The following is a 17,815-nucleotide window of genomic DNA, read 5'->3' as shown; positions in this document are numbered from 1 at the left end:
GTCTGTCTCGCGGTGTCGGGGTCGGATAACTATCTGGCCTGGCTGTGGGCGACGATGGCATCGATGATCGCGGCCCAGTCGTCGGGATGCAGCTCGTGGCCGCCGCCCTCGATCCGGAGCAGCCTTGCACCGGCGACCGCGTCGGCAAGAGCGGCGCCATGCTCGACTGGAAAGATGGGATCGTCGGTGCCGTGGATAACAAGGAGTGGGATTTTCATGTCGCGCAGCCGACCCGTCCAGTCCTCGCCGCTCCTATCTTCGCCACTCTTGAGCATGAAATGATTGGTCGCACTTAGAAAACCGCCGGACCGGTCATAATCCTGTTCGACGAAAGCCCGTGTTCGCTGCTCGTCGAAAGAGTGCGCCGCACCGGTGAGCGCATGCGCGTCCTTAACGATGAAATCGACCACTTGGCCCCGGTCCGCGCAGTCGACCTTCGCGCCTTCGGCCGAATGTCTCCTATAGGCCTCGGTGGTTCCGGGCAGATGCGACGTATCGATGCCTAAGGGCGAGCTGCTGATCACCGTCAGCGAAGTGACACGCGACGGGTATTTCAACGCCACGAGCTGCGCGATCATGCCGCCCATCGACATGCCGACCATATGCGCCTTTCGGATTCCATGGTCGTCAAGGACGCGGATAGTATCGTCCGCCATGTCGTCGAATGTATAAGGCGGCTCGCCCGGCGCGTATTTGGTCGAACGGCCGGTATCGCGATTGTCATAGCGGATCACGAAGCGACCCTCGCCGGCCAGCTTCCGGCAAAACGCTTCGGGCCACCAAAGCATGGAAGCCATCGCGCCCATGATCAACAACACCGCCGGATGGGCCGGGTCGCCGAAGGTCTGCGATACGATTTCGGGGTGTCCGGCGCTTTTCATGGTTTTCCTCCGTGGGCTTCCGATCTGATTGCAATTTGCAATCAGTTGCACGATACTAAAACCGATACAATAATGCAACCGGTTTTGGAGATTCGCATGAACATCGATCGTCGGTCCGGATGCCCCATCAACCTGTCGCTCGAAGTGTTCGGCGACCGGTGGAGCCTGATCATCCTTCGCGATATCATCTTCGGCGGCAGACGCCACTTTCGCGAACTGCTCAACGGCTCGATGGAGGGCATCGCCTCCAACATCCTCGCCGACCGACTGAAGCGGCTGATGGAGCTCGGCATGCTGACCAAGACGGGCGATCCCTCCCACAAGCAAAAGGCGATCTACAGCCTGACCGAAATGGCGATTACGCTGGTGCCGATCCTGGCCCATCTCGGCGCCTGGGGCCGCGTCTGGCTGCCGGTCAGCGACGAGCTCTCGATCCGTGCCGAGCTTCTGGAAAAAGGCGGCCCGCCGATGTGGGAGCAGTTCATGAACGAGTTGCGCTACGAGCATCTGGGCACATCTCCCGCGCCAACTGGACCCGCTGTCCGCGCGATCTTGCAGGCCGAATACGATGCGGTGGTCGCCCGCAACGCGGAGCGCGTCGGCTGCGATCCGGCGCCATGACCAACTTATTTTCCCAATTGCGGGCTGGCTCTGCTATCAAGGGACTGAAGATAATTTACGGGATTGGATAACGCTCTTGGTCGAGAACTCTAAGGACACTGCCCGTGCGCGGGCCGATTTGCGTTTCAAGAAACAGGAAGAGGCAGCCACGGTGCGCCAGAAGGCGATGGCGGAATATGTCGCCGAGAGCGACGCCCGCCAAGCCAAAACCAACAAGCTGCGGGCGCTGCGCCTTGCCAAGGAAGCGGAAGACCTGGCCAATGCGCCTCCGGCGCCGGTGAAGAAGCCTCGCGCCAAGAAGAAATAAGCCGGCGCTCCCTGGATCCCACTGCTTCCTTTCGTACGCGAAACAGTTTCACCGCGATCTGTTCTGCCGGTTGATAACTGGCGCGTTTAGGACACGGCCATGACCGCACTGACGCTCGACAAAGCCCTTGAAATCATCGCCGCCGCCTTTGCCAAGGGTGCCGAGCTCAAGCTCAGGCCGCTTGGCGTCTCGGTGCTCGATGCCGGCGCCCATCTGGTCGCGTTCCAGCGTCAGGACGGCGCGTCGTTCCTGCGTCCGCAAATGTCGGCCGGCAAGGCCTATGGCGCGCTCGCTATCGGCATGGGCTCGCGCCGGGTGGAAGCCTTCGCCAAGGAGCGCCCGCATCTGATCGCCGGCGTCTCCGACGTGTCGGGCGGGCGCGTCCTGCCGGTCGTCGGCGGCGTGCTGATCCGCGACGAGGCTGGCACGATCATCGGCGCCGTCGGCATTTCCGGCGACACGTCCGACAATGACGAAACGGCAGCCATCGCCGGCATCGAGGCGGCTGGCTTTCGGGCCGACCCGGGCTGAGCCGAGATCCTTAATTCATGTTGATGTCGCGGCTGGCCGACCGCATCGACACCGAAAAGCCGGCTAGCACGTCGATCAGCGCTATGATCATCAGTGTGAAGAAAACAGAATGGGCGGCGCCCTTCACCAGCAGGAACTCGACCAGATAGGCCACAAAGACGAAGGTCGACAAAAGGTGGTCCATGATCGAGGCATTTGTCGTACGCGTCGACTTCACCACTTCGACGAACAAGAAGATCAGTGCGATCAGCACGATAAGATCGCCGAGGGTCATCGAGAAAACGCCACCCGACATCATCCGGACCGAAAACATTTCGGTCGCCCACGGATCGTCGCCGCTGCCGAATATTCCTAGAAGCCCGAGATTGTAGAGGATGAAAGGCACGATCAGCAGCGGGATGGCACCGAACATGTGGCGGCTCCGGTTGGACTGATCTTTGTAGAGTGCGCCCGGCGTTCGCCGTCAAGAATTTTCGTGCGACCGATAAACACGGACAAAGACGGCGTGAAACAACAATGTCAGGCCCGGCTGATACGATCAGTTGTCGCAAACGCAAAAAGACCGGCCAATGGCCGGTCGTTTCGCAACCTGTAAACCGTCGAAAGCTCTCTCAGCTTTCCTTCGGCTCCAGAACCTGGCGACCGCGATACATGCCGGTCTTTAGGTCGATATGGTGCGGACGGCGCATCTCGCCGGAGTTCTTGTCCTCGACATAGGTCGGGGCCTTCAGTGCGTCGGCGGAACGGCGCATGCCGCGCTTCGACGGAGAGGTTTTTCGTTTCGGAACGGCCATGGATATGCTCCACTACATGGTCAAAACGCCCCGCCGGCCCTCGTGAAAGGGCCACATCAGGGGCCGGAATCTGAGAAAGTCGGCTGCCTATACACGCCCGATGGCGTTTTGGCCAGCGTCGCCGTGTTTTTTTTTGACACTATCGCAGGCAACCGACATAGGCGCCGGCGCGGCCCGCGCGCCGCTCGATCAACGCGGCAAGCCGCCTCAGTCCCGGCCCGGGCTTCGCTGGATTGCGCACGATCGGGTTCGGCAAGGTGACGGCAAGCAGCGCTGCCTGCCGGCGCGACAGCTGTTTTGCCGAGACGCCGAAATGATGCTGGGCGGCGGCCTCGATGCCGTAGACGCCCGGTCCCCATTCGGCGATGTTGAGGTAGATCTCCATGATCCGCCGTTTCGACAGCACCGCATCGAAATAGACGGCCAGCGGCAGTTCGACGACCTTACGGACCGAGCCCAACGGCCGCGACCATAGATAAAGGTTCTTTACCGTCTGCATGGTGATGGTCGAGGCGCCACGTGTCATCTCGCCTGCGAGCGCATCGTCGACGACGCCGCGCAGCTCGCCCAGATCGACGCCGCGATGGAAACAGAACTGCCCGTCCTCCGACATGATGACCGAATATGCCAGCACCGGCGCGACCTCGTCGATGGAAACCCAGCGCCGATCGTAGCCGGAAAACGTCGCCAGGTCCTTCAGCATCAATGTCGACACCGGATGCACGAATGACGGCAGGTACAGGAAGGTCAGCAGCACCGGCACCAACGCCAGCACGACGGCGACGGCGATGCCGCGCCGGACCCAGCGTTGAAGACCGATGCGGCTGCCGCGTCTCGGTCTTGCCATGTCCAACCCTTCGGTTTCGTGATCGACGATCGGTTCCGCCAAGCCACCCAGTCCGCGCTACTCCCTGCCCCCGGCATAATGGCGCTTGGCTTCTTGCGCAACGTCTGAGTGTCGGCTACCGCTCCCGACCATGACGAAAGACGACCAAATGGCGTTCGAAGCCGCACTTATTGCCCGGGCAGTTCCGCTCGAGGCGCTGCTGAGACGGTTGCTCGACGGACGCACGCTTTCGGGCGAGGTCGCGCGGCCCGAACGCCTGATGGCGGCAATGCGACATGGCGTGCTGAACGGCGGCAAACGACTGCGTCCCTTCCTGGTTATGGAAAGTGCTGCACTGTTTTCAGCCGATGGCGAGGCGGCGCTGCGCGTGGCGGCGGCGCTCGAATGCGTGCACTGCTATTCGCTCATCCATGACGATCTGCCGGCCATGGACGACGACGATTTGCGCCGCGGCCAGCCGACCGTGCACAGGGCTTTCGATGAGGCGACCGCCATTCTTGCCGGCGACGCCTTGCTGACACTTACCTTCGACATCCTTGCCGACGAGGCGACAATGCTGCCGGCCGAGCGCAGGGCAGCGCTGGTGCTGGCACTGGCCCGTGCCGCCGGGGCGGGAAGCATGGTCGGCGGCCAGATGCTCGATCTCGAGGCCGAACAAAGCCGGCCGGACGAGGCCGGCATCATCCGGCTTCAGGCGATGAAAACCGGTGCGCTGATCCGCTTTGCCTGCGAAGCGGGCGCCATCCTTGCCGGCGCGCCGTCGGGCGACCGCGAAAGGCTGGCCGAATTTGGTTCGGCGATTGGGCTTGCCTTTCAACTTGCCGACGATCTGCTCGACCTGACCGCCGACGCGCATCAGATGGGCAAGGCCACGGGCAAAGATGCCGCGGCCGGCAAGGCGACGCTGGTCGCGCTGCACGGACCGGGCTGGGCGCGGGATCAGCTCCAGGGCCTCGTCGACCAGGCTCATGCGCTGCTCGAGCCCTATGGCCAACAAGCCGCGCTTCTGAAACAAGCGGCGCAGTTCGTAGCGGCCCGCAACAATTAAAAGCGCTCCCCATGGCGCCGTACAGTCACGGAGAATTGCCGACTGTTCGGGCAGATGCCTTGGAGCAGCCGATCGGGACTCCGGCGATGTCGGACCATATGGCTCGCCACGCCAGTTGCCGGGCCATTCTTCAACCCTCGGCGGCAGGGTTCCGCGGCTAGCGTCGACAGCGGTCAGCCTTCGCCAGTTGTCTTTTCCGCCACGGGCTGCGGAACCGGTTCCAGCTCGGCCGCCGCCTCGACCGCCTGCGCTTCGGCCGGCTTGCGCCGGTTGCGGATGAAGGCGGCGATGCGGTCGCGGATTTCGCCGGCGCTGAGGAACACCGGAACGCGCGCCACCGGCGCGGTCGGCTCGAAGGACAGGCCAAGGCCGGTGATCCTGCCCTTGTCGTCGACGTCGCGAACGATCAACTCGATCGGACCGAGCAGCACGCGGTCGGCGTATTCGGCGTGGCCGCCGAGCCGCGTAGTGACCAGGTCGCCGATGCTGAGCTTGCGTTCCGCCTCGGTCAGGCCCGGCGCATAGGCGGTCTCCAGTTCCTCGGCGGAGCGTGACGGATCGACAGCGAAGGCGCCGAAGAAGTCCGCATCCTCGGGATCGACCACGGCACGGCTGGCGAACAGCTTGTCGAGCAGGCGCGGATAGCGGTCCGGTACGAAGATGTAGACATGGTCGCCGGCCGCCAGGCGGCCCATATCCTGGAAGCGCATCGAGCGTCCGTCGCGCAACACAAGCGATGGCCGCGCCCAGCGCGGAATGCGTTCGCCACGCGCCACCGGGCTGCCGGGTGCCACGCGGTAGGCGAGAAGCTCATGATGGGCGGAGCCCGGCAGTTCCAATTCGACCTTGTCGAGCGGTCCCAGGCGGGCCGGCACGATAAGGCCGAGGCGGCGCGCCAGCGGCCCGACGGTCCATCCCTGGATGATCAGCGAGACCAGCACGATGATGAAGGCGGTGTTGAAGATGAGGCGGCCGTTGTCCAGGCCGCCGAGCAGCGGCGTGATGGCAAGCAGTATCGACACGGCGCCACGCAGGCCAACCCATGAGACAAAGGCGACTTCCGGGCGTGGCAGGCGGAACGGCACCAGGCACAGCCAGACCGCGATTGGCCGTGCCACAAATATCAGGAACAGGCCGAGCAGCACTGCCGGCATCAGGATCGCCGGAAATTGCGAAGGCGTCGCGAACAGGCCGAGGATCAGGAACATGATGATCTGCGCCAGCCACGACATGCCGTCCTGGAAGCGCTTGAGGATGGTGACGGCCCGAATATCGGAATTGCCGGCAATCAGGCCTGCGAGATAGACCGCCAGGAAGCCGGACCCGCCGACGGCGCCGGCGGCAGCAAACACCATCAGCGACAGCGTCAGCACGAAGATCGGCAACAGGCCGTGATCGAGATTGAGGCGATCGACAAGACGCACAATGGCCATGCCGCCGAGAATGCCGATGACCGCACCGAGGCCCATGTTGACCAGGAAACCGACGGCAAGATCGGTAACCAGCACCTTTGCCTCGGGGTGGATGTTGGCGGCGATGACCTCGACCAGCGTGATGGTCAGGAAGATGGCGATCGGGTCATTGGTGCCGGATTCCACCTCGAGCGTGGACCGCACGCGCTCGCGCAAATTGATCTCGCCGGCGCGTAGCAGGAAGAACACCGCCGCAGCGTCGGTCGAGGCGACGGCGGCACCGAGCAGGAAGGATTCCAGCCAGGTCAGGTCGAGCAGATAATAGGCGGCGGCGCCGAACAGGCCGGTGGTCAAAAGGACGCCGAATGTCGCCAGCGACAGCGCCGGCCCGGCCGCCTGCCGTAAGGCGTTGAGCGGCGTACCGAAGCCGGAATCGAAAAGGATGACCGCCAGCGCCAATGAGCCGGCAAAATAAGCAACTCGGGCGTTGTCGAAGTGGATGCCGAGACCGTCGGTTCCGGTAGCGAGGCCGATGCAGAGAAACAGCAGCAGGAGAGGGGCGCCGAAACGGAAGGCGATCAAGCTCGAAAACGCGGCGGCAACGACAAGTGCTGCTCCAACAAGCGTCACCAGATAGATACCATGCTCCATTCGTTGGTCGCCCCTAGTCGATATGCTCCGGCATCACGGGAGAGTGAGGCGAAGACATGGCCGCTGCAAGGCAGCAGCGTGGCTTTTTGCCCCACGCTGCCGATCGTCGAAAGTTTTGGCATCCCCGAGCAGCAGAGCGTGCGTTGGCGGTTCGTGCTGCAACGAAAAACGCCCGGACTGAGCCGGGCGTCTTCCAGGTCGAGAAGCTGGCTCTGCGATCAGGCGATGGTCTTGCCGAAGGCGACGGCGGTATCGCCCATGCGGTTGGAAAAGCCCCACTCATTGTCGTACCACGACAGCACCGAAACGAAGTTGCCGTCCATGACCTTGGTCTGGTCGAGCGCCACGATCGAGGAATGCGGATCATGGTTGAAATCGATCGAAACATTGGGGTGACGGGTAACGGCGAGGATGCCCTTCAGCTTGCCGTTCGAGGCGGCGATCACCGCGTCATTGATCTCCTGGACGGTGGTCGGCCGCTTGGCGATGAACTTGAAATCGACGAGCGAGACGTTCGGGGTCGGCACGCGGATGGAGATGCCGTCGAGCTTGCCCTTGAGTTCGGGCAGTACCAGGCCGATGGCCTTGGCAGCACCGGTCGAGGTCGGAATCTGCGACAGCGCGGCGGCGCGGGCGCGGTAGAGGTCCTTGTGCATGGTGTCCAGCGTCGGCTGGTCGCCGGTGTAGGAATGGATCGTCGTCATCATGCCCTTCTCGATGCCGACCGCCTCATTCAGCACGGCCGCCAGCGGCGCCAGGCAGTTGGTGGTGCAGGAGGCGTTCGAGATGACGATGTGGTCCTTGGTCAGCTTGTCATGATTGATGCCATAGACGACGGTGAGATCGGCGCCCTCTGCCGGAGCGGAGACGAGAACGCGCTTGGCACCGGCGGTCAGATGGGCGACGGCCTTGTCGCGGGCGGTGAAGATGCCGGTGCATTCGAGCGCGATGTCGATGCCAAGCTCCTTCCAGGGCAGTTGTGTCGGATCCTTGATCGCGGTGACCTTGAATTTTTCCTTGCCGACGATGATCTGGTCGCCGTCAACCGTCACCTCATGCGGAAAGCGGCCATGCACGCTGTCGAAGCGCAGCAGATGCGCGTTGGTCTCGACCGGGCCGAGATCGTTGACCGCGACGACGTCGATATCCTTGCGGCCGGATTCATGGATGGCGCGCAGGATGTTGCGGCCGATGCGGCCGAATCCGTTGATGGCAACTCTGACGGTCATTGTTCTCTCCCTGGGAGTTGGAGGCCGAAGATCAAGTCCGCAGCTTCATAACGGCGGACGGGCAAAGAATCCAGCCGCCGAGGCGTGGATTTAAATCGATTAGTGCTCCACCGCCCGGCAAAACCGCTATGCCAGCCTTTGCCGGGCGGGGCTCACTTTCATTTGCCATGCAGACGGGCTTCCGCCGCCTTCACCGTTGCTTCGGCTGTGATGCCGAAATGCGGGTAGAGCTGTTCGATGGTGCCGGAGGCGCCGAAGCCGGTCATGCCGACAAAGATGCCGTCGGTGCCGATGAAGTGATCCCAGCCCTGACGGATGCCGGCTTCGATGGCAATCTTGAGCGGCGCATTGCCGATCGTCCTGCTGCGATAATCGGCGCTCTGCTTGTCGAACAATTCGAAGCACGGCACCGAGACGACGCGGGTCGCGTGGCCGTGCTTTTCCAAGGCCTGGCGGGCGGCCAGCGCGATCTCGACCTCGGAGCCCGAAGCGAAGATCGTCACCGCCGCCTCGCCACTGGCGGCGGCAAGTTCATAGGCGCCGCGGCTGGAGAGGTTTTCCGCAACGAAGTCGTTGCGTACCGTCGGCAGGTTCTGCCGGGTCAGCGCCAATGTCGAAGGCGTCTTTTCCGACTCAATGGCCAACTGCCAGCATTCCGCGGTTTCCACCGCGTCGGCCGGGCGGAAGACATTGTGGTTCGGAATGGCGCGAAGTGCTGCCAGATGCTCGACCGGCTGATGGGTCGGGCCGTCTTCGCCAAGGCCGATGGAATCATGGGTCATGACGAAGATCGAGCGGATGCCCATCAGCGAAGCAAGCCGCATCGCCGGACGGGCATAATCGGAAAAGCACATGAAAGTGCCGCCATAGGCGATAATGCCGCCATGCAATGTCAGCCCGTTGAGCGCGGCCGCCATGCCGTGCTCGCGAACGCCGTAATGAACGTAGCGCTGGCCGTAATCGTCGGCGGTGATGTTCTTGGTCTGGCTGGTCTTGGTGTTGTTGGAGCCGGTCAAATCGGCCGAGCCGCCGATGGTTTCGGGCACGGCGCCGTTGATGACCTCCAGCGCCATTTCCGATGACTTACGGGTGGCGACCTTCGGCTTGTCGGCGGCGAGCTTCTTCTTGTAATCGCCAATGACGGCGTCGAAGTTGGCTGGCAGCGTGCCACTGATGCGGCGTTCGAACTCTGCGCGCAATTTGGCATCGGCCTTGGCAAGCCGGCTCTCCCAGTCGGTGCGCGCCTTGACGCTGGTCCGCCCGGCGGTACGCCATGCGTCGAGGCTGTCGGCCGGGACCTCGAAGGGCGGCGAATCCCAGCCGAAGAATTTTCTGGCGCCGGCGATTTCCTCGGTGCCGAGCGGCGAGCCATGTGCCTTGTTGGTGCCGGCCTTGGTCGGCGCGCCGAAGCCGATCGTCGTCTTGCAGGCAATCATCGTCGGCTTGTCGGAGTGGCGGGCCGCTTCGATGGCATAGGCGATCGCTTCCGGGTCCTGGCCGTCGATATGGCTGGCATTCCAGCCGGACGCCTGGAAGCGGGCGACCTGGTCGGTGTTGTCGGCCAGCGACACCGGGCCATCGATCGAGATGTTGTTGTTGTCCCAGAAGACGATCAGCTTGTTCAGCTTCAGATGTCCGGCAAGCGCAATGGCTTCCTGGGATACGCCTTCCATCAGGCAGCCGTCACCGGCCAGCACATAGGTGTAGTGGTCGACGAGATCATTGCCGAAAGCGGCATTCATGATGCGCTCGCCGAGTGCGAAGCCGACCGAATTGGCAAGGCCCTGGCCGAGTGGGCCTGTCGTCGTCTCGATGCCGGCGGCATGGCCGTATTCCGGGTGGCCCGCGGTCCTCGACCCCAATTGGCGGAACTGCTTGATCTGGTCGATGGTGATGTCTTCGTAGCCGGTCAGATAGAGCAGCGAGTAAAGCAGCATCGAGCCGTGGCCGGCCGACAGGATAAAGCGATCGCGGTCCGGCCAATGCGGGTTCTTCGGATCGTATTTGAGAAAGCGGGTGAACAGCACCGTGGCGATGTCGGCGCAGCCCATGGGCAATCCGGGATGGCCGGAGTTTGCCTTCTCCACAGCGTCCATGGCGAGAAAACGGATCGCATTGGCCATCCGGTCATGTTGTTCGCGCGAAGTCATGCTTCCTCCAAAATGGGGGTTTGGGCCTTGGGAAAGCCCTTGAAAAGGGTGCGCGACACATAGCAGGCGCGGCCTTTTAGTCAACAAATCGGTGTGCTTTTGCCGGTCTTGTGATGGCCATGCGCGACTTACATTAGCGTTAGCAGGGGACAGTCGCGACAGCTTTATTGACGTGCGGTTCACACGATGCGTAATGTTTCAGGGATAACGCGTTCTGAACGTGGATGATTCGGTGATGGGCAGGGCGCAGGACGAAAGCCATGACCGGGGAAACGACCCTCAAGGAAGTCATTGCCAGGCTGGGTAAGGCCATCGACGGGCTGGAAAACGCCGTCGCGGCCAAGCTCGAGCATGAGCGGGACTATTCGGAAGCCGAGGCCGAAGTGCAGCGGATGAACGCCGACCGCTCGCGGCTGGCGCAGGAGCTCGACAATTCCGAAGCTCGCGCCGAACGGCTGGAAGATGCCAACAAAGAAGTGTCGCGAAGGCTGGTGACAGCCATGGAAACCATCCGCGCGGTACTGGACAGGTAGGCTAATGGCACAAGTCACGGTTTCCATCGACGGCAAGCAGTATCGGATGGCCTGCGACGAGGGCCAGGAAGAGCATCTGATCGATCTTGCCGAGCGCTTCGACCGCTATGTTTCGCATCTGAAGGATTCTTTTGGCGAGATTGGCGACCAGCGGCTGACCGTGATGGCCGGCATCATGGTCATGGACGAGCTTTCGGAACTGCAAAAGCGGGTCAAGGGCATGGAAAGCGAAGTGCTGACGCTGCGCAAGACGCGCGACGACGCACTGACCAAGGCCGACAAGAACGATTCCGCGCTGACCGGGGCGCTCGGCGCGCTGGCCCAGCGCATGGAAGACCTGGCGACGACGCTGGCAGTGAACAAGGCCTGAGCCAGCGCAGCGAAAATTCCTGCGGCATTTGCCGAGAAGCAATGAAAATATTTCGCCGCCGGCCTTGATGCCGGCGCAACAGGCATTTGAAGGATGACGCCGGAGTGATAGAAAGGCAAAAGCAGCGCCGGTCAACGCCGGCTGCGATCTGCACTCACAGGGTAGGGACACGCCATGAGCCTTCGTATCAACGATATCGCACCGGACTTCACCGCTGAGACCACGCAAGGACCGATCAGCTTCCATGAATGGATCGGCGACGGCTGGGCAGTATTGTTCAGCCATCCGAAGAACTTTACGCCGGTTTGCACGACCGAACTCGGCACAATGGCCGGGCTCGAAGGCGAGTTCAGGAAGCGCAACGTCAAGATCATCGGCATCTCGGTCGATCCCGTCCAAAGCCATGAAAAGTGGCAGAACGACATCAAGACCGCGACCGGTCATTCGGTGAACTACCCGCTGATCGGCGACAAGGATCTCAAGGTCGCCAAGCTTTACGAGATGCTGCCGGCGGGTGCCGGCGAGAGCTCGGAAGGCCGCACGCCCGCCGACAATGCCACGGTGCGTTCGGTTTACGTCATCGGGCCCGACAAGAAGATCAAGCTGGTTCTCACCTATCCGATGACGACCGGCCGCAACTTCGACGAAATCCTGCGCGCCATCGATTCCATGCAGCTGACCGCCAAGCACCAGGTGGCGACGCCGGCGAACTGGAAGCAGGGCGAGGACGTCATCATCACCGCTGCCGTCTCGAATGAGGATGCCATCAAGCGCTTCGGCGCCTATGAGACGATCCTGCCATATCTCAGGAAGACCAAGCAGCCTTCCGCCTGAGCAGGCAGGGGCGGCACGGAGAAATTTTCGGTTTTCCTGACCCTATGAGCATGGGGTGCTTGACGGCGCCTGGTTGACGGACAACCATGCCTTTCATTTGCCGTGGCAGAGAAAATCCTTCCTGCCGTGGTGAGGGGCGAAGGAGGCTGGGATTGGACGCATTATCGGCCAGGTCGCAGGTCACCGGCTTCTATGACGAGCCGAGCGGGTCCGTCCAGTATGTGGTCGCCGACATGGCGACCCGCAAATGCGCCATCATCGATCCGGTGCTCGACTTCGACGAAAGGTCCGGTGCAACGGCAACGAAGAACGCCGACGCCCTGCTCGACTTCGTCAGGGAAAGCGGGCTGGAGGTCGAGTGGATCCTCGACACGCATCCGCATGCCGATCATTTCTCCGCCGCCCATTATTTGAGGGGGAGAACCGGAGCGCCGACGGCAATCGGCGAAAAGGTCATCGACGTCCAGAAATTGTGGAAGGTGATCTACAACTGGTCGGAATTCTCCCCCGACGGTTCGCAATGGGATAGGCTATTCGCCGACGGCGCAACTTTTTCGGTCGGCGGCCTTCCGGCGAGAGTGCTGTTCTCGCCGGGCCACACACTGGCCTCGATCAGTTACGTCATTGGCGACGCCGCCTTCATCCACGACACGTTGTTCATGCCGGATAGCGGCACCGCCAGGACAGACTTTCCGGGCGGCAGTGCCGAGCGGCTCTGGCGTTCGATCGAGGACATCCTGGCGCTGCCGGACGAGACACGTCTGTTCGTCGGTCACGACTACCAGCCGGGCGGTCGCGAAGCGCGCTGGGAAAGCACGGTCGCGGAGCAGAAAGCCAGCAACATCCATGTTGCCGGCGGCAAGACGGAAGCCGACTTCGTCGCGCTCCGCCAAGCCCGCGACAGGACGTTGCCGATGCCGCGGCTGATCCTGCACGCGCTGCAGGTGAACATGAACGGCGGACGCCTGCCGGAACCGGAATCCAACGGACGGCGCTATCTGAAGTTTCCGCTCGATTGCCTGTGAGGAGATGGGTCGCTGGCACTACAGTGCCATCCAAACTTGGCGCCGCCCTCATCGTTCTGCGACGGTCATTCAAGTTATTGATCCTTATTGATCCTGATTCGATTTTTGCGATGTTTGAATCCGATAGGCCATGCGGGAAGACGGTGGCGGCAGCCGGATGAGGAGCAGCGCAGACCTCAGCCAGGTGTTTACTCGGCGTCAGGGTTTTGTTCGGCGGGCTAAATGTTCATACGTGATTTGCCAAGGGTCGCTCTCGGAAGATCTTTCCTCGCCGATCCAATGGAAGTTGTTGGCAGTGATCTCTGTGAAACGCCAACGAGTTTTCAGGCCGCGCGAGTCATCGCCGAGCTGGACAATGTCCTTACCCTCGGCTCGGCCGATCTGGCGCGAGTGATCCCGGTTGAGCGGGTCGTTCCATATGATGTGCCAGCCATCGATCCCAGGGTCGAAGATGCGCAGGGTCGTGCCGTACATCGTGGACGGCGCAGGGCGCTTGGGCCTGATCCAAACGTCCTGAATCGCGCGGCCTTCGACCACCCAGCCAAAATGGCATTCGCCATCCCATTTCTGGATTGTGCCGTCGTCGAGATAGTGGACCGAGTCCATTTCCCAGCTTCCAATTAGCCATCCATAGAGGGCCATGTCTTTCGCCCGATCGGCTGGGGGACCTTCGGATCCAAGAGCGGTCAGAAACGGGGAAATCGTCATCGTCATACTGCCTTTCGTTTCCAACAGACGAGCTCCAACTGCCTGAGGCAGCCCCACAGGCTAGTTATCGCGCCGCCTGCCGCGAGCGCCGGTTTGTGGAATGCCGCGGTCGGCGCCGGAACATTGCCGCCACAGCTTGCAACGTTACGGTTTTCAGGGCTTGGGGAAAATTGCGGTAATGCCGCTATCAGTGGGATCGTCTGCGGACGCCATGGCAACGCTACTGAGCAGCTATGCCAGCGGATCGGACATCCGCGCGCCGCGGAACCGGCAACCCTCCAGAAAAACGGCGGCGCCAGTTACCTGACGCCGCCGTTTTTTGGTTCTCTTGGAGGCCTTACGCCGCCGGCTGCGCCTCAATCGTGCGCAACGCCTGCGTCTGGCGCTTGGCCGCGGCCTTGACCGCGTCCTGCACCTTCTCGAAGGCACGCACCTCGATCTGCCGCACGCGCTCGCGGCTGATATCGAACTCGGCCGACAGCTCTTCCAGCGTCAACGGCTCATCGGCGAGGCGGCGCGCCTCGAAGATGCGACGTTCGCGGTCGTTGAGCACGGCAAGAGCGCCGGACAGCATGCCGCGCCGGTTTTCCAGCTCGTCCTGCTCGATCAGCATCTCTTCCTGGCTTTCGTGGTCGTCGACCAGCCAGTCCTGCCATTCGCCGGACTCGCCTTCACTGGCCCGGATGGGCGCATTGAGCGAGGCGTCGCCCGACAGACGGCGGTTCATCGACACGACTTCCGCTTCCGAGACGTTCAGCCGGGTGGCAATCTCGGTGATCTGGTCGGGCTTCAAATCGCCTTCATCGAGCGCCTGGATCTTGCCCTTCACCTTGCGCAGGTTGAAGAACAGGCGCTTCTGGTTGGCGGTGGTGCCCATCTTGACCAGACTCCACGAGCGCAGGATGTATTCCTGGATCGAGGCCTTGATCCACCACATCGCATAGGTGGCGAGACGGAAGCCGCGCTCCGGTTCGAATTTCTTGACGGCCTGCATCAGGCCAACATTGCCTTCCGAGATCACCTCGCCAATCGGCAGGCCGTAGCCGCGATAGCCCATGGCGATCTTGGCGACGAGCCGAAGGTGGCTAGTGACGAGCTTGTGCGCAGCCGTGGTGTCCTCATGCTCGGCGTAGCGCTTGGCGAGCATGTACTCTTCCTGCGGCTGAAGCATCGGAAAGCGGCGGATTTCTTCCAGGTAGCGGCTGAGACCGCCTTCGCCGGAAACGATACTGGGTAATGACTGGGCCATGATAGCGCCCCCTCTCTATTGGAGTGATGCCCCCGAAACGCGGCGGGCATGTGGCACGAATGCCAAAGGCACATTCGCGCCAACCGACATATATAGGAACAAAACCAGAAAGACAGGCATTTGTTCAACACGAAACAGTGTGTCACGCTGAAGTGAACAACGCCGGTCAGGTTTTCAGGTGTTGGTTCAGAGCTTGCGGAAGCCGTCGACGAGTTCCTCCATGTCCCACGGTATCGGTGCTTCGAACCTCATCGTTAGATGGGTATCGGGATGGCGAAATGCAAGGAGGCGGGCGTGCAAAGCTTGTCGCGGAAACGCCTTTACCTTGCTCCTTAGCGGCTCGGGTAACCGGTTGGCCTTGGTGCGGAAAGCCTGGCCGTATTCGGGGTCGCCGATCACCGGATGGCCGATATGGGCCAGGTGGACGCGTATCTGGTGGGTGCGACCGGTCTCCAGCCGGCATTCGACCAGGCTCGCCGTGGCGAATTCCTGCTCCTGCTCGCCAAAGCGCTCGACGACGGTGAAATGCGTTATGGCATGGCGCGCATCGTCGCGGCCTTGCGGCACCACGGCACGGCGTACCCGGTCGGCGGCGCGGCCGAGCGGCGCGTCGACCGTCCCGGTCGGCCTTGCCGGTATGCCCCAGACCAACGCCAGATAGGCGCGCTCGAGATCGCCGGTCAGGCCGTGGTCGGCAAAGGCCTCCGACAACGCCTTATGGGCGCGGTCGGTCTTGGCGACGACCATGACGCCGCTGGTCTCCTTGTCGAGGCGGTGGACGATGCCCGGCCGTCTCACGCCGCCGATGCCGGACAGGCTGTCGCCGCAATGATGGATCAGCGCGTTGACCAGTGTACCGGTCCAGTTGCCGGCGCCGGGATGCACGACCAGCCCGGCCGGCTTGTTGATGACGATTAGCGCGTTGTCCTCGTAGAGGACGTCCAGCGCAATATCTTCGCCTTGCGGCGCCGCCGGTTCAGGCTCCGGCATGTCGACCGACACGCTGTCACCTTGTGCCATCTTGCGCTTCGTCTCTTCGACCTGCCTTCCGCCGATCCTGACCGCGCCTTGCTTTATCAGCATCTGCACCCGGCTGCGCGACATGTCGGGGCCGAGCCTGGCCGCCAGCCATTGGTCGAGCCGCTGGCCGGCGGCATCGGCGCCCGCCTCCAGCACGATCGGTCCGGCCCCTATTAATTGTCTGACCTCTTCGTTATGAGCGCTCATCGAAAACAGTTCCGGAATCTGCTGCCATGGCCCGGCCGCTTGCCGACGAAGACGAGGAAAAGCCACTCGACCCCGAGGTCGAAAAGGTGCGGACGAAGCTCGTTCGCTTCGTCGCCATCAATCTCGGCCTGCTGTTCCTCGCCCTTATGGTGGTGATAGCAGCACTTGTCTACAAAGCGCGCAACGCGCCGCCTGCCGCCCCGCCGTTGACCAGTGACTTCCAGGTGCCGGCAGGCGAGCCGGTCAACGGCGACATCGTGCTGCCGGTCGGCGCCAGGGTGGTCAGCCAATCGCTCTCCGGCAATCACCTTTCGATCGACGCCGAGCTGCCCGACGGCAGCCGCGCCATCTTCGTCTATGACATTACCGAGCGCCGCATCGTCGGCCGTTTTTCGATCAGGAACAAATGACCGGTTTTGCCGAACACCGCAGCATTGCCACGGTCGCGCTTGTCGTCGCAAATTATGACGAGGCGATTTCCTGGTATGTCGACCGGCTGGGTTTTGTGCTCACCGAAGATATCGATCTCGGCGGCGGCAAACGCTGGGTCACGATCACGCCGGGCAAAGGGCAGGGCGCGCGGCTGCTTCTCGCCGAAGCATCCGGCGATGCGCAAAGGCACGCCGTCGGCAACCAGACCGGCGGGCGGGTCTTTTTGTTCCTCGAAACCGACGATTTTGCCCGCGACCATACGCTGATGCTCGAAAAAGGCGTCGAGTTCCGCGAAGCGCCACGCCATGAGGCTTATGGCACGGTCGCGGTCTTCGCCGACCTTTATGGAAATCTCTGGGACCTGATCGAGCCAAAACGATAGGCTTGCAACGGATTTTTCGTCTGTGCGAGCAGTGGCCCTGAGCCTAGTTGCTTTTTCCCAGCCGTCAGCCTATATCGCCGGTTCTTGAACGCGCCCATCGTCTAGCGGTCAGGACACCGCCCTCTCACGGCGGGAACAGGGGTTCGATTCCCCTTGGGCGTACCAAGTCTCTCCAAGCTCGCGGCAAACCATCAATCCGATCCATCGCCTAGGTCGCGGCGGATTTGGCTCATTGCCGCTTCTGACGCAGCGGAGCCGATTGCATTAGTATTGCATCATGGGTCTTGCGGCACAGAATTAGCGGCGCGCAGAACGTCGCGCTGAACAGGGCAGTCGATGCCACGCGGGGAGGAGCCAGATATAGAAACTACAATCGCCAGGCGTCCATCACGCTGGTCGGCACTGCCTGGAGCCGACCTGAGCTACAGCGGCCGGCGGCGGATCGTTTTGGCGAGCTCGGCGAAGGCGCCTCTCCCTTGAAGGGTGGATGCCGGGAATACTCGGCCCTTAGCACCGGCCAGCGAAGCTGCGCGCGACGCGCATGGCTGGGCTCTAAACGCGCCATACTCCAGTTGCAGTATCGT

Annotated in this window: 20 protein-coding genes and 1 tRNA gene; 11 read left to right on the top strand and 10 right to left on the bottom strand. The window is 62.3% G+C overall.

The window, feature by feature from the left end; translation table 11 throughout:
* Positions 1–29: 29 nt before the first annotated feature.
* Complete coding sequence (locus NKJ13_RS12985; RefSeq protein ID WP_352739597.1) at positions 30–881, bottom strand: alpha/beta fold hydrolase; 852 nt, start codon at positions 879–881, stop codon at positions 30–32.
* Positions 882–977: 96 nt separating this feature from the next.
* Between NKJ13_RS12985 and NKJ13_RS12980 the strand changes: the two genes are divergently transcribed.
* The 3 genes from NKJ13_RS12980 (at position 978) to NKJ13_RS12970 (ending at position 2,340) form a co-directional block, all read left to right on the top strand.
* Entirely contained in the window at positions 978–1,502 is a 525-nt protein-coding gene (locus NKJ13_RS12980; protein ID WP_352739595.1) for a winged helix-turn-helix transcriptional regulator, read from the top strand.
* A gap of 76 nt (positions 1,503–1,578) precedes the next feature.
* Complete coding sequence (locus NKJ13_RS12975) at positions 1,579–1,809, top strand: hypothetical protein (protein ID WP_023678501.1); 231 nt, start codon at positions 1,579–1,581, stop codon at positions 1,807–1,809.
* Between the two features lie 99 nt (positions 1,810–1,908).
* Positions 1,909–2,340, top strand: a complete 432-nt coding sequence (locus tag NKJ13_RS12970) for a GlcG/HbpS family heme-binding protein (RefSeq protein ID WP_352739594.1) — start codon at positions 1,909–1,911, stop codon at positions 2,338–2,340.
* A 10-nt stretch (positions 2,341–2,350) separates the two neighbouring features.
* Here the strand turns inward: NKJ13_RS12970 and NKJ13_RS12965 are convergent, their stop codons facing one another.
* From NKJ13_RS12965 to NKJ13_RS12955, 3 genes are all read right to left on the bottom strand, one after another.
* Positions 2,351–2,752, bottom strand: coding sequence for a hypothetical protein (locus NKJ13_RS12965; RefSeq protein ID WP_254816550.1), 402 nt, complete (start codon positions 2,750–2,752; stop codon positions 2,351–2,353).
* 199 nt (positions 2,753–2,951) lie between these two features.
* Complete coding sequence (gene rpmF / locus NKJ13_RS12960) at positions 2,952–3,134, bottom strand: 50S ribosomal protein L32 (protein WP_006203806.1); 183 nt, start codon at positions 3,132–3,134, stop codon at positions 2,952–2,954.
* A 139-nt stretch (positions 3,135–3,273) separates the two neighbouring features.
* Complete coding sequence (locus NKJ13_RS12955) at positions 3,274–4,032, bottom strand: biosynthetic peptidoglycan transglycosylase (protein WP_352505152.1); 759 nt, start codon at positions 4,030–4,032, stop codon at positions 3,274–3,276.
* Between the two features lie 79 nt (positions 4,033–4,111).
* Here NKJ13_RS12955 and NKJ13_RS12950 point away from each other — a divergent pair, with 79 nt between their 5' ends.
* A complete protein-coding gene (locus tag NKJ13_RS12950; RefSeq protein ID WP_352739592.1) occupies positions 4,112–5,029 on the top strand; it encodes a polyprenyl synthetase family protein in 918 nt (305 codons plus the stop codon).
* A 173-nt stretch (positions 5,030–5,202) separates the two neighbouring features.
* Here the strand turns inward: NKJ13_RS12950 and NKJ13_RS12945 are convergent, their stop codons facing one another.
* The 3 genes from NKJ13_RS12945 to tkt all read right to left on the bottom strand — a co-directional run bounded on the left by NKJ13_RS12945 (position 5,203) and on the right by tkt (position 10,471).
* Entirely contained in the window at positions 5,203–7,092 is a 1,890-nt protein-coding gene (locus NKJ13_RS12945; protein ID WP_352739590.1) for a potassium/proton antiporter, read from the bottom strand.
* Positions 7,093–7,310: 218 nt separating this feature from the next.
* On the bottom strand, positions 7,311–8,321 hold the full coding sequence (gene gap, locus NKJ13_RS12940; protein ID WP_023678507.1) for a type I glyceraldehyde-3-phosphate dehydrogenase: 1,011 nt from the start codon (positions 8,319–8,321) through the stop codon (positions 7,311–7,313).
* Positions 8,322–8,479: 158 nt separating this feature from the next.
* Positions 8,480–10,471, bottom strand: a complete 1,992-nt coding sequence (gene tkt / locus NKJ13_RS12935; protein ID WP_352739588.1) for a transketolase — start codon at positions 10,469–10,471, stop codon at positions 8,480–8,482.
* Positions 10,472–10,731: 260 nt separating this feature from the next.
* Here tkt and NKJ13_RS12930 point away from each other — a divergent pair, with 260 nt between their 5' ends.
* The 4 genes from NKJ13_RS12930 to NKJ13_RS12915 all read left to right on the top strand — a co-directional run bounded on the left by NKJ13_RS12930 (position 10,732) and on the right by NKJ13_RS12915 (position 13,233).
* On the top strand, positions 10,732–11,004 hold the full coding sequence (locus NKJ13_RS12930; protein WP_023678509.1) for a DUF4164 domain-containing protein: 273 nt from the start codon (positions 10,732–10,734) through the stop codon (positions 11,002–11,004).
* Between the two features lie 4 nt (positions 11,005–11,008).
* Positions 11,009–11,374 carry a cell division protein ZapA gene (locus NKJ13_RS12925; RefSeq protein WP_023678510.1) on the top strand — a complete coding sequence of 122 codons (366 nt, stop codon included), beginning with the start codon at positions 11,009–11,011 and terminating at the stop codon, positions 11,372–11,374.
* A 174-nt stretch (positions 11,375–11,548) separates the two neighbouring features.
* On the top strand, positions 11,549–12,208 hold the full coding sequence (locus tag NKJ13_RS12920) for a peroxiredoxin (RefSeq protein WP_023678511.1): 660 nt from the start codon (positions 11,549–11,551) through the stop codon (positions 12,206–12,208).
* A 152-nt stretch (positions 12,209–12,360) separates the two neighbouring features.
* A complete protein-coding gene (locus tag NKJ13_RS12915; protein ID WP_352739586.1) occupies positions 12,361–13,233 on the top strand; it encodes an MBL fold metallo-hydrolase in 873 nt (290 codons plus the stop codon).
* 198 nt (positions 13,234–13,431) lie between these two features.
* On the opposite strand, the gene NKJ13_RS12910 is transcribed toward NKJ13_RS12915, so the two are convergent.
* From NKJ13_RS12910 to NKJ13_RS12900, 3 genes are all read right to left on the bottom strand, one after another.
* A complete protein-coding gene (locus NKJ13_RS12910; protein ID WP_352777834.1) occupies positions 13,432–13,965 on the bottom strand; it encodes a hypothetical protein in 534 nt (177 codons plus the stop codon).
* A 313-nt stretch (positions 13,966–14,278) separates the two neighbouring features.
* Entirely contained in the window at positions 14,279–15,190 is a 912-nt protein-coding gene (gene rpoH / locus NKJ13_RS12905) for an RNA polymerase sigma factor RpoH (RefSeq protein WP_023678514.1), read from the bottom strand.
* Between the two features lie 186 nt (positions 15,191–15,376).
* Entirely contained in the window at positions 15,377–16,417 is a 1,041-nt protein-coding gene (locus tag NKJ13_RS12900) for an RluA family pseudouridine synthase (RefSeq protein ID WP_352739583.1), read from the bottom strand.
* Positions 16,418–16,443: 26 nt separating this feature from the next.
* Here NKJ13_RS12900 and NKJ13_RS12895 point away from each other — a divergent pair, with 26 nt between their 5' ends.
* The 3 genes from NKJ13_RS12895 to NKJ13_RS12885 all read left to right on the top strand — a co-directional run bounded on the left by NKJ13_RS12895 (position 16,444) and on the right by NKJ13_RS12885 (position 17,396).
* Entirely contained in the window at positions 16,444–16,827 is a 384-nt protein-coding gene (locus tag NKJ13_RS12895; protein WP_352505016.1) for a fimbrial protein, read from the top strand.
* A complete protein-coding gene (locus tag NKJ13_RS12890; RefSeq protein WP_352505017.1) occupies positions 16,824–17,231 on the top strand; it encodes a VOC family protein in 408 nt (135 codons plus the stop codon). The genes NKJ13_RS12895 and NKJ13_RS12890 overlap by 4 nt, the downstream gene beginning before the upstream one ends.
* A 90-nt stretch (positions 17,232–17,321) precedes the next feature.
* Positions 17,322–17,396, top strand: a tRNA-Glu gene (locus tag NKJ13_RS12885).
* Positions 17,397–17,815: the final 419 nt, after the last annotated feature.

This window comes from Mesorhizobium sp. M0174, assembly GCF_040322275.1.
Classification (GTDB): Bacteria; Pseudomonadota; Alphaproteobacteria; order Rhizobiales; family Rhizobiaceae; genus Mesorhizobium.
This window is presented reverse-complemented; position numbering and strand designations above follow the sequence as displayed.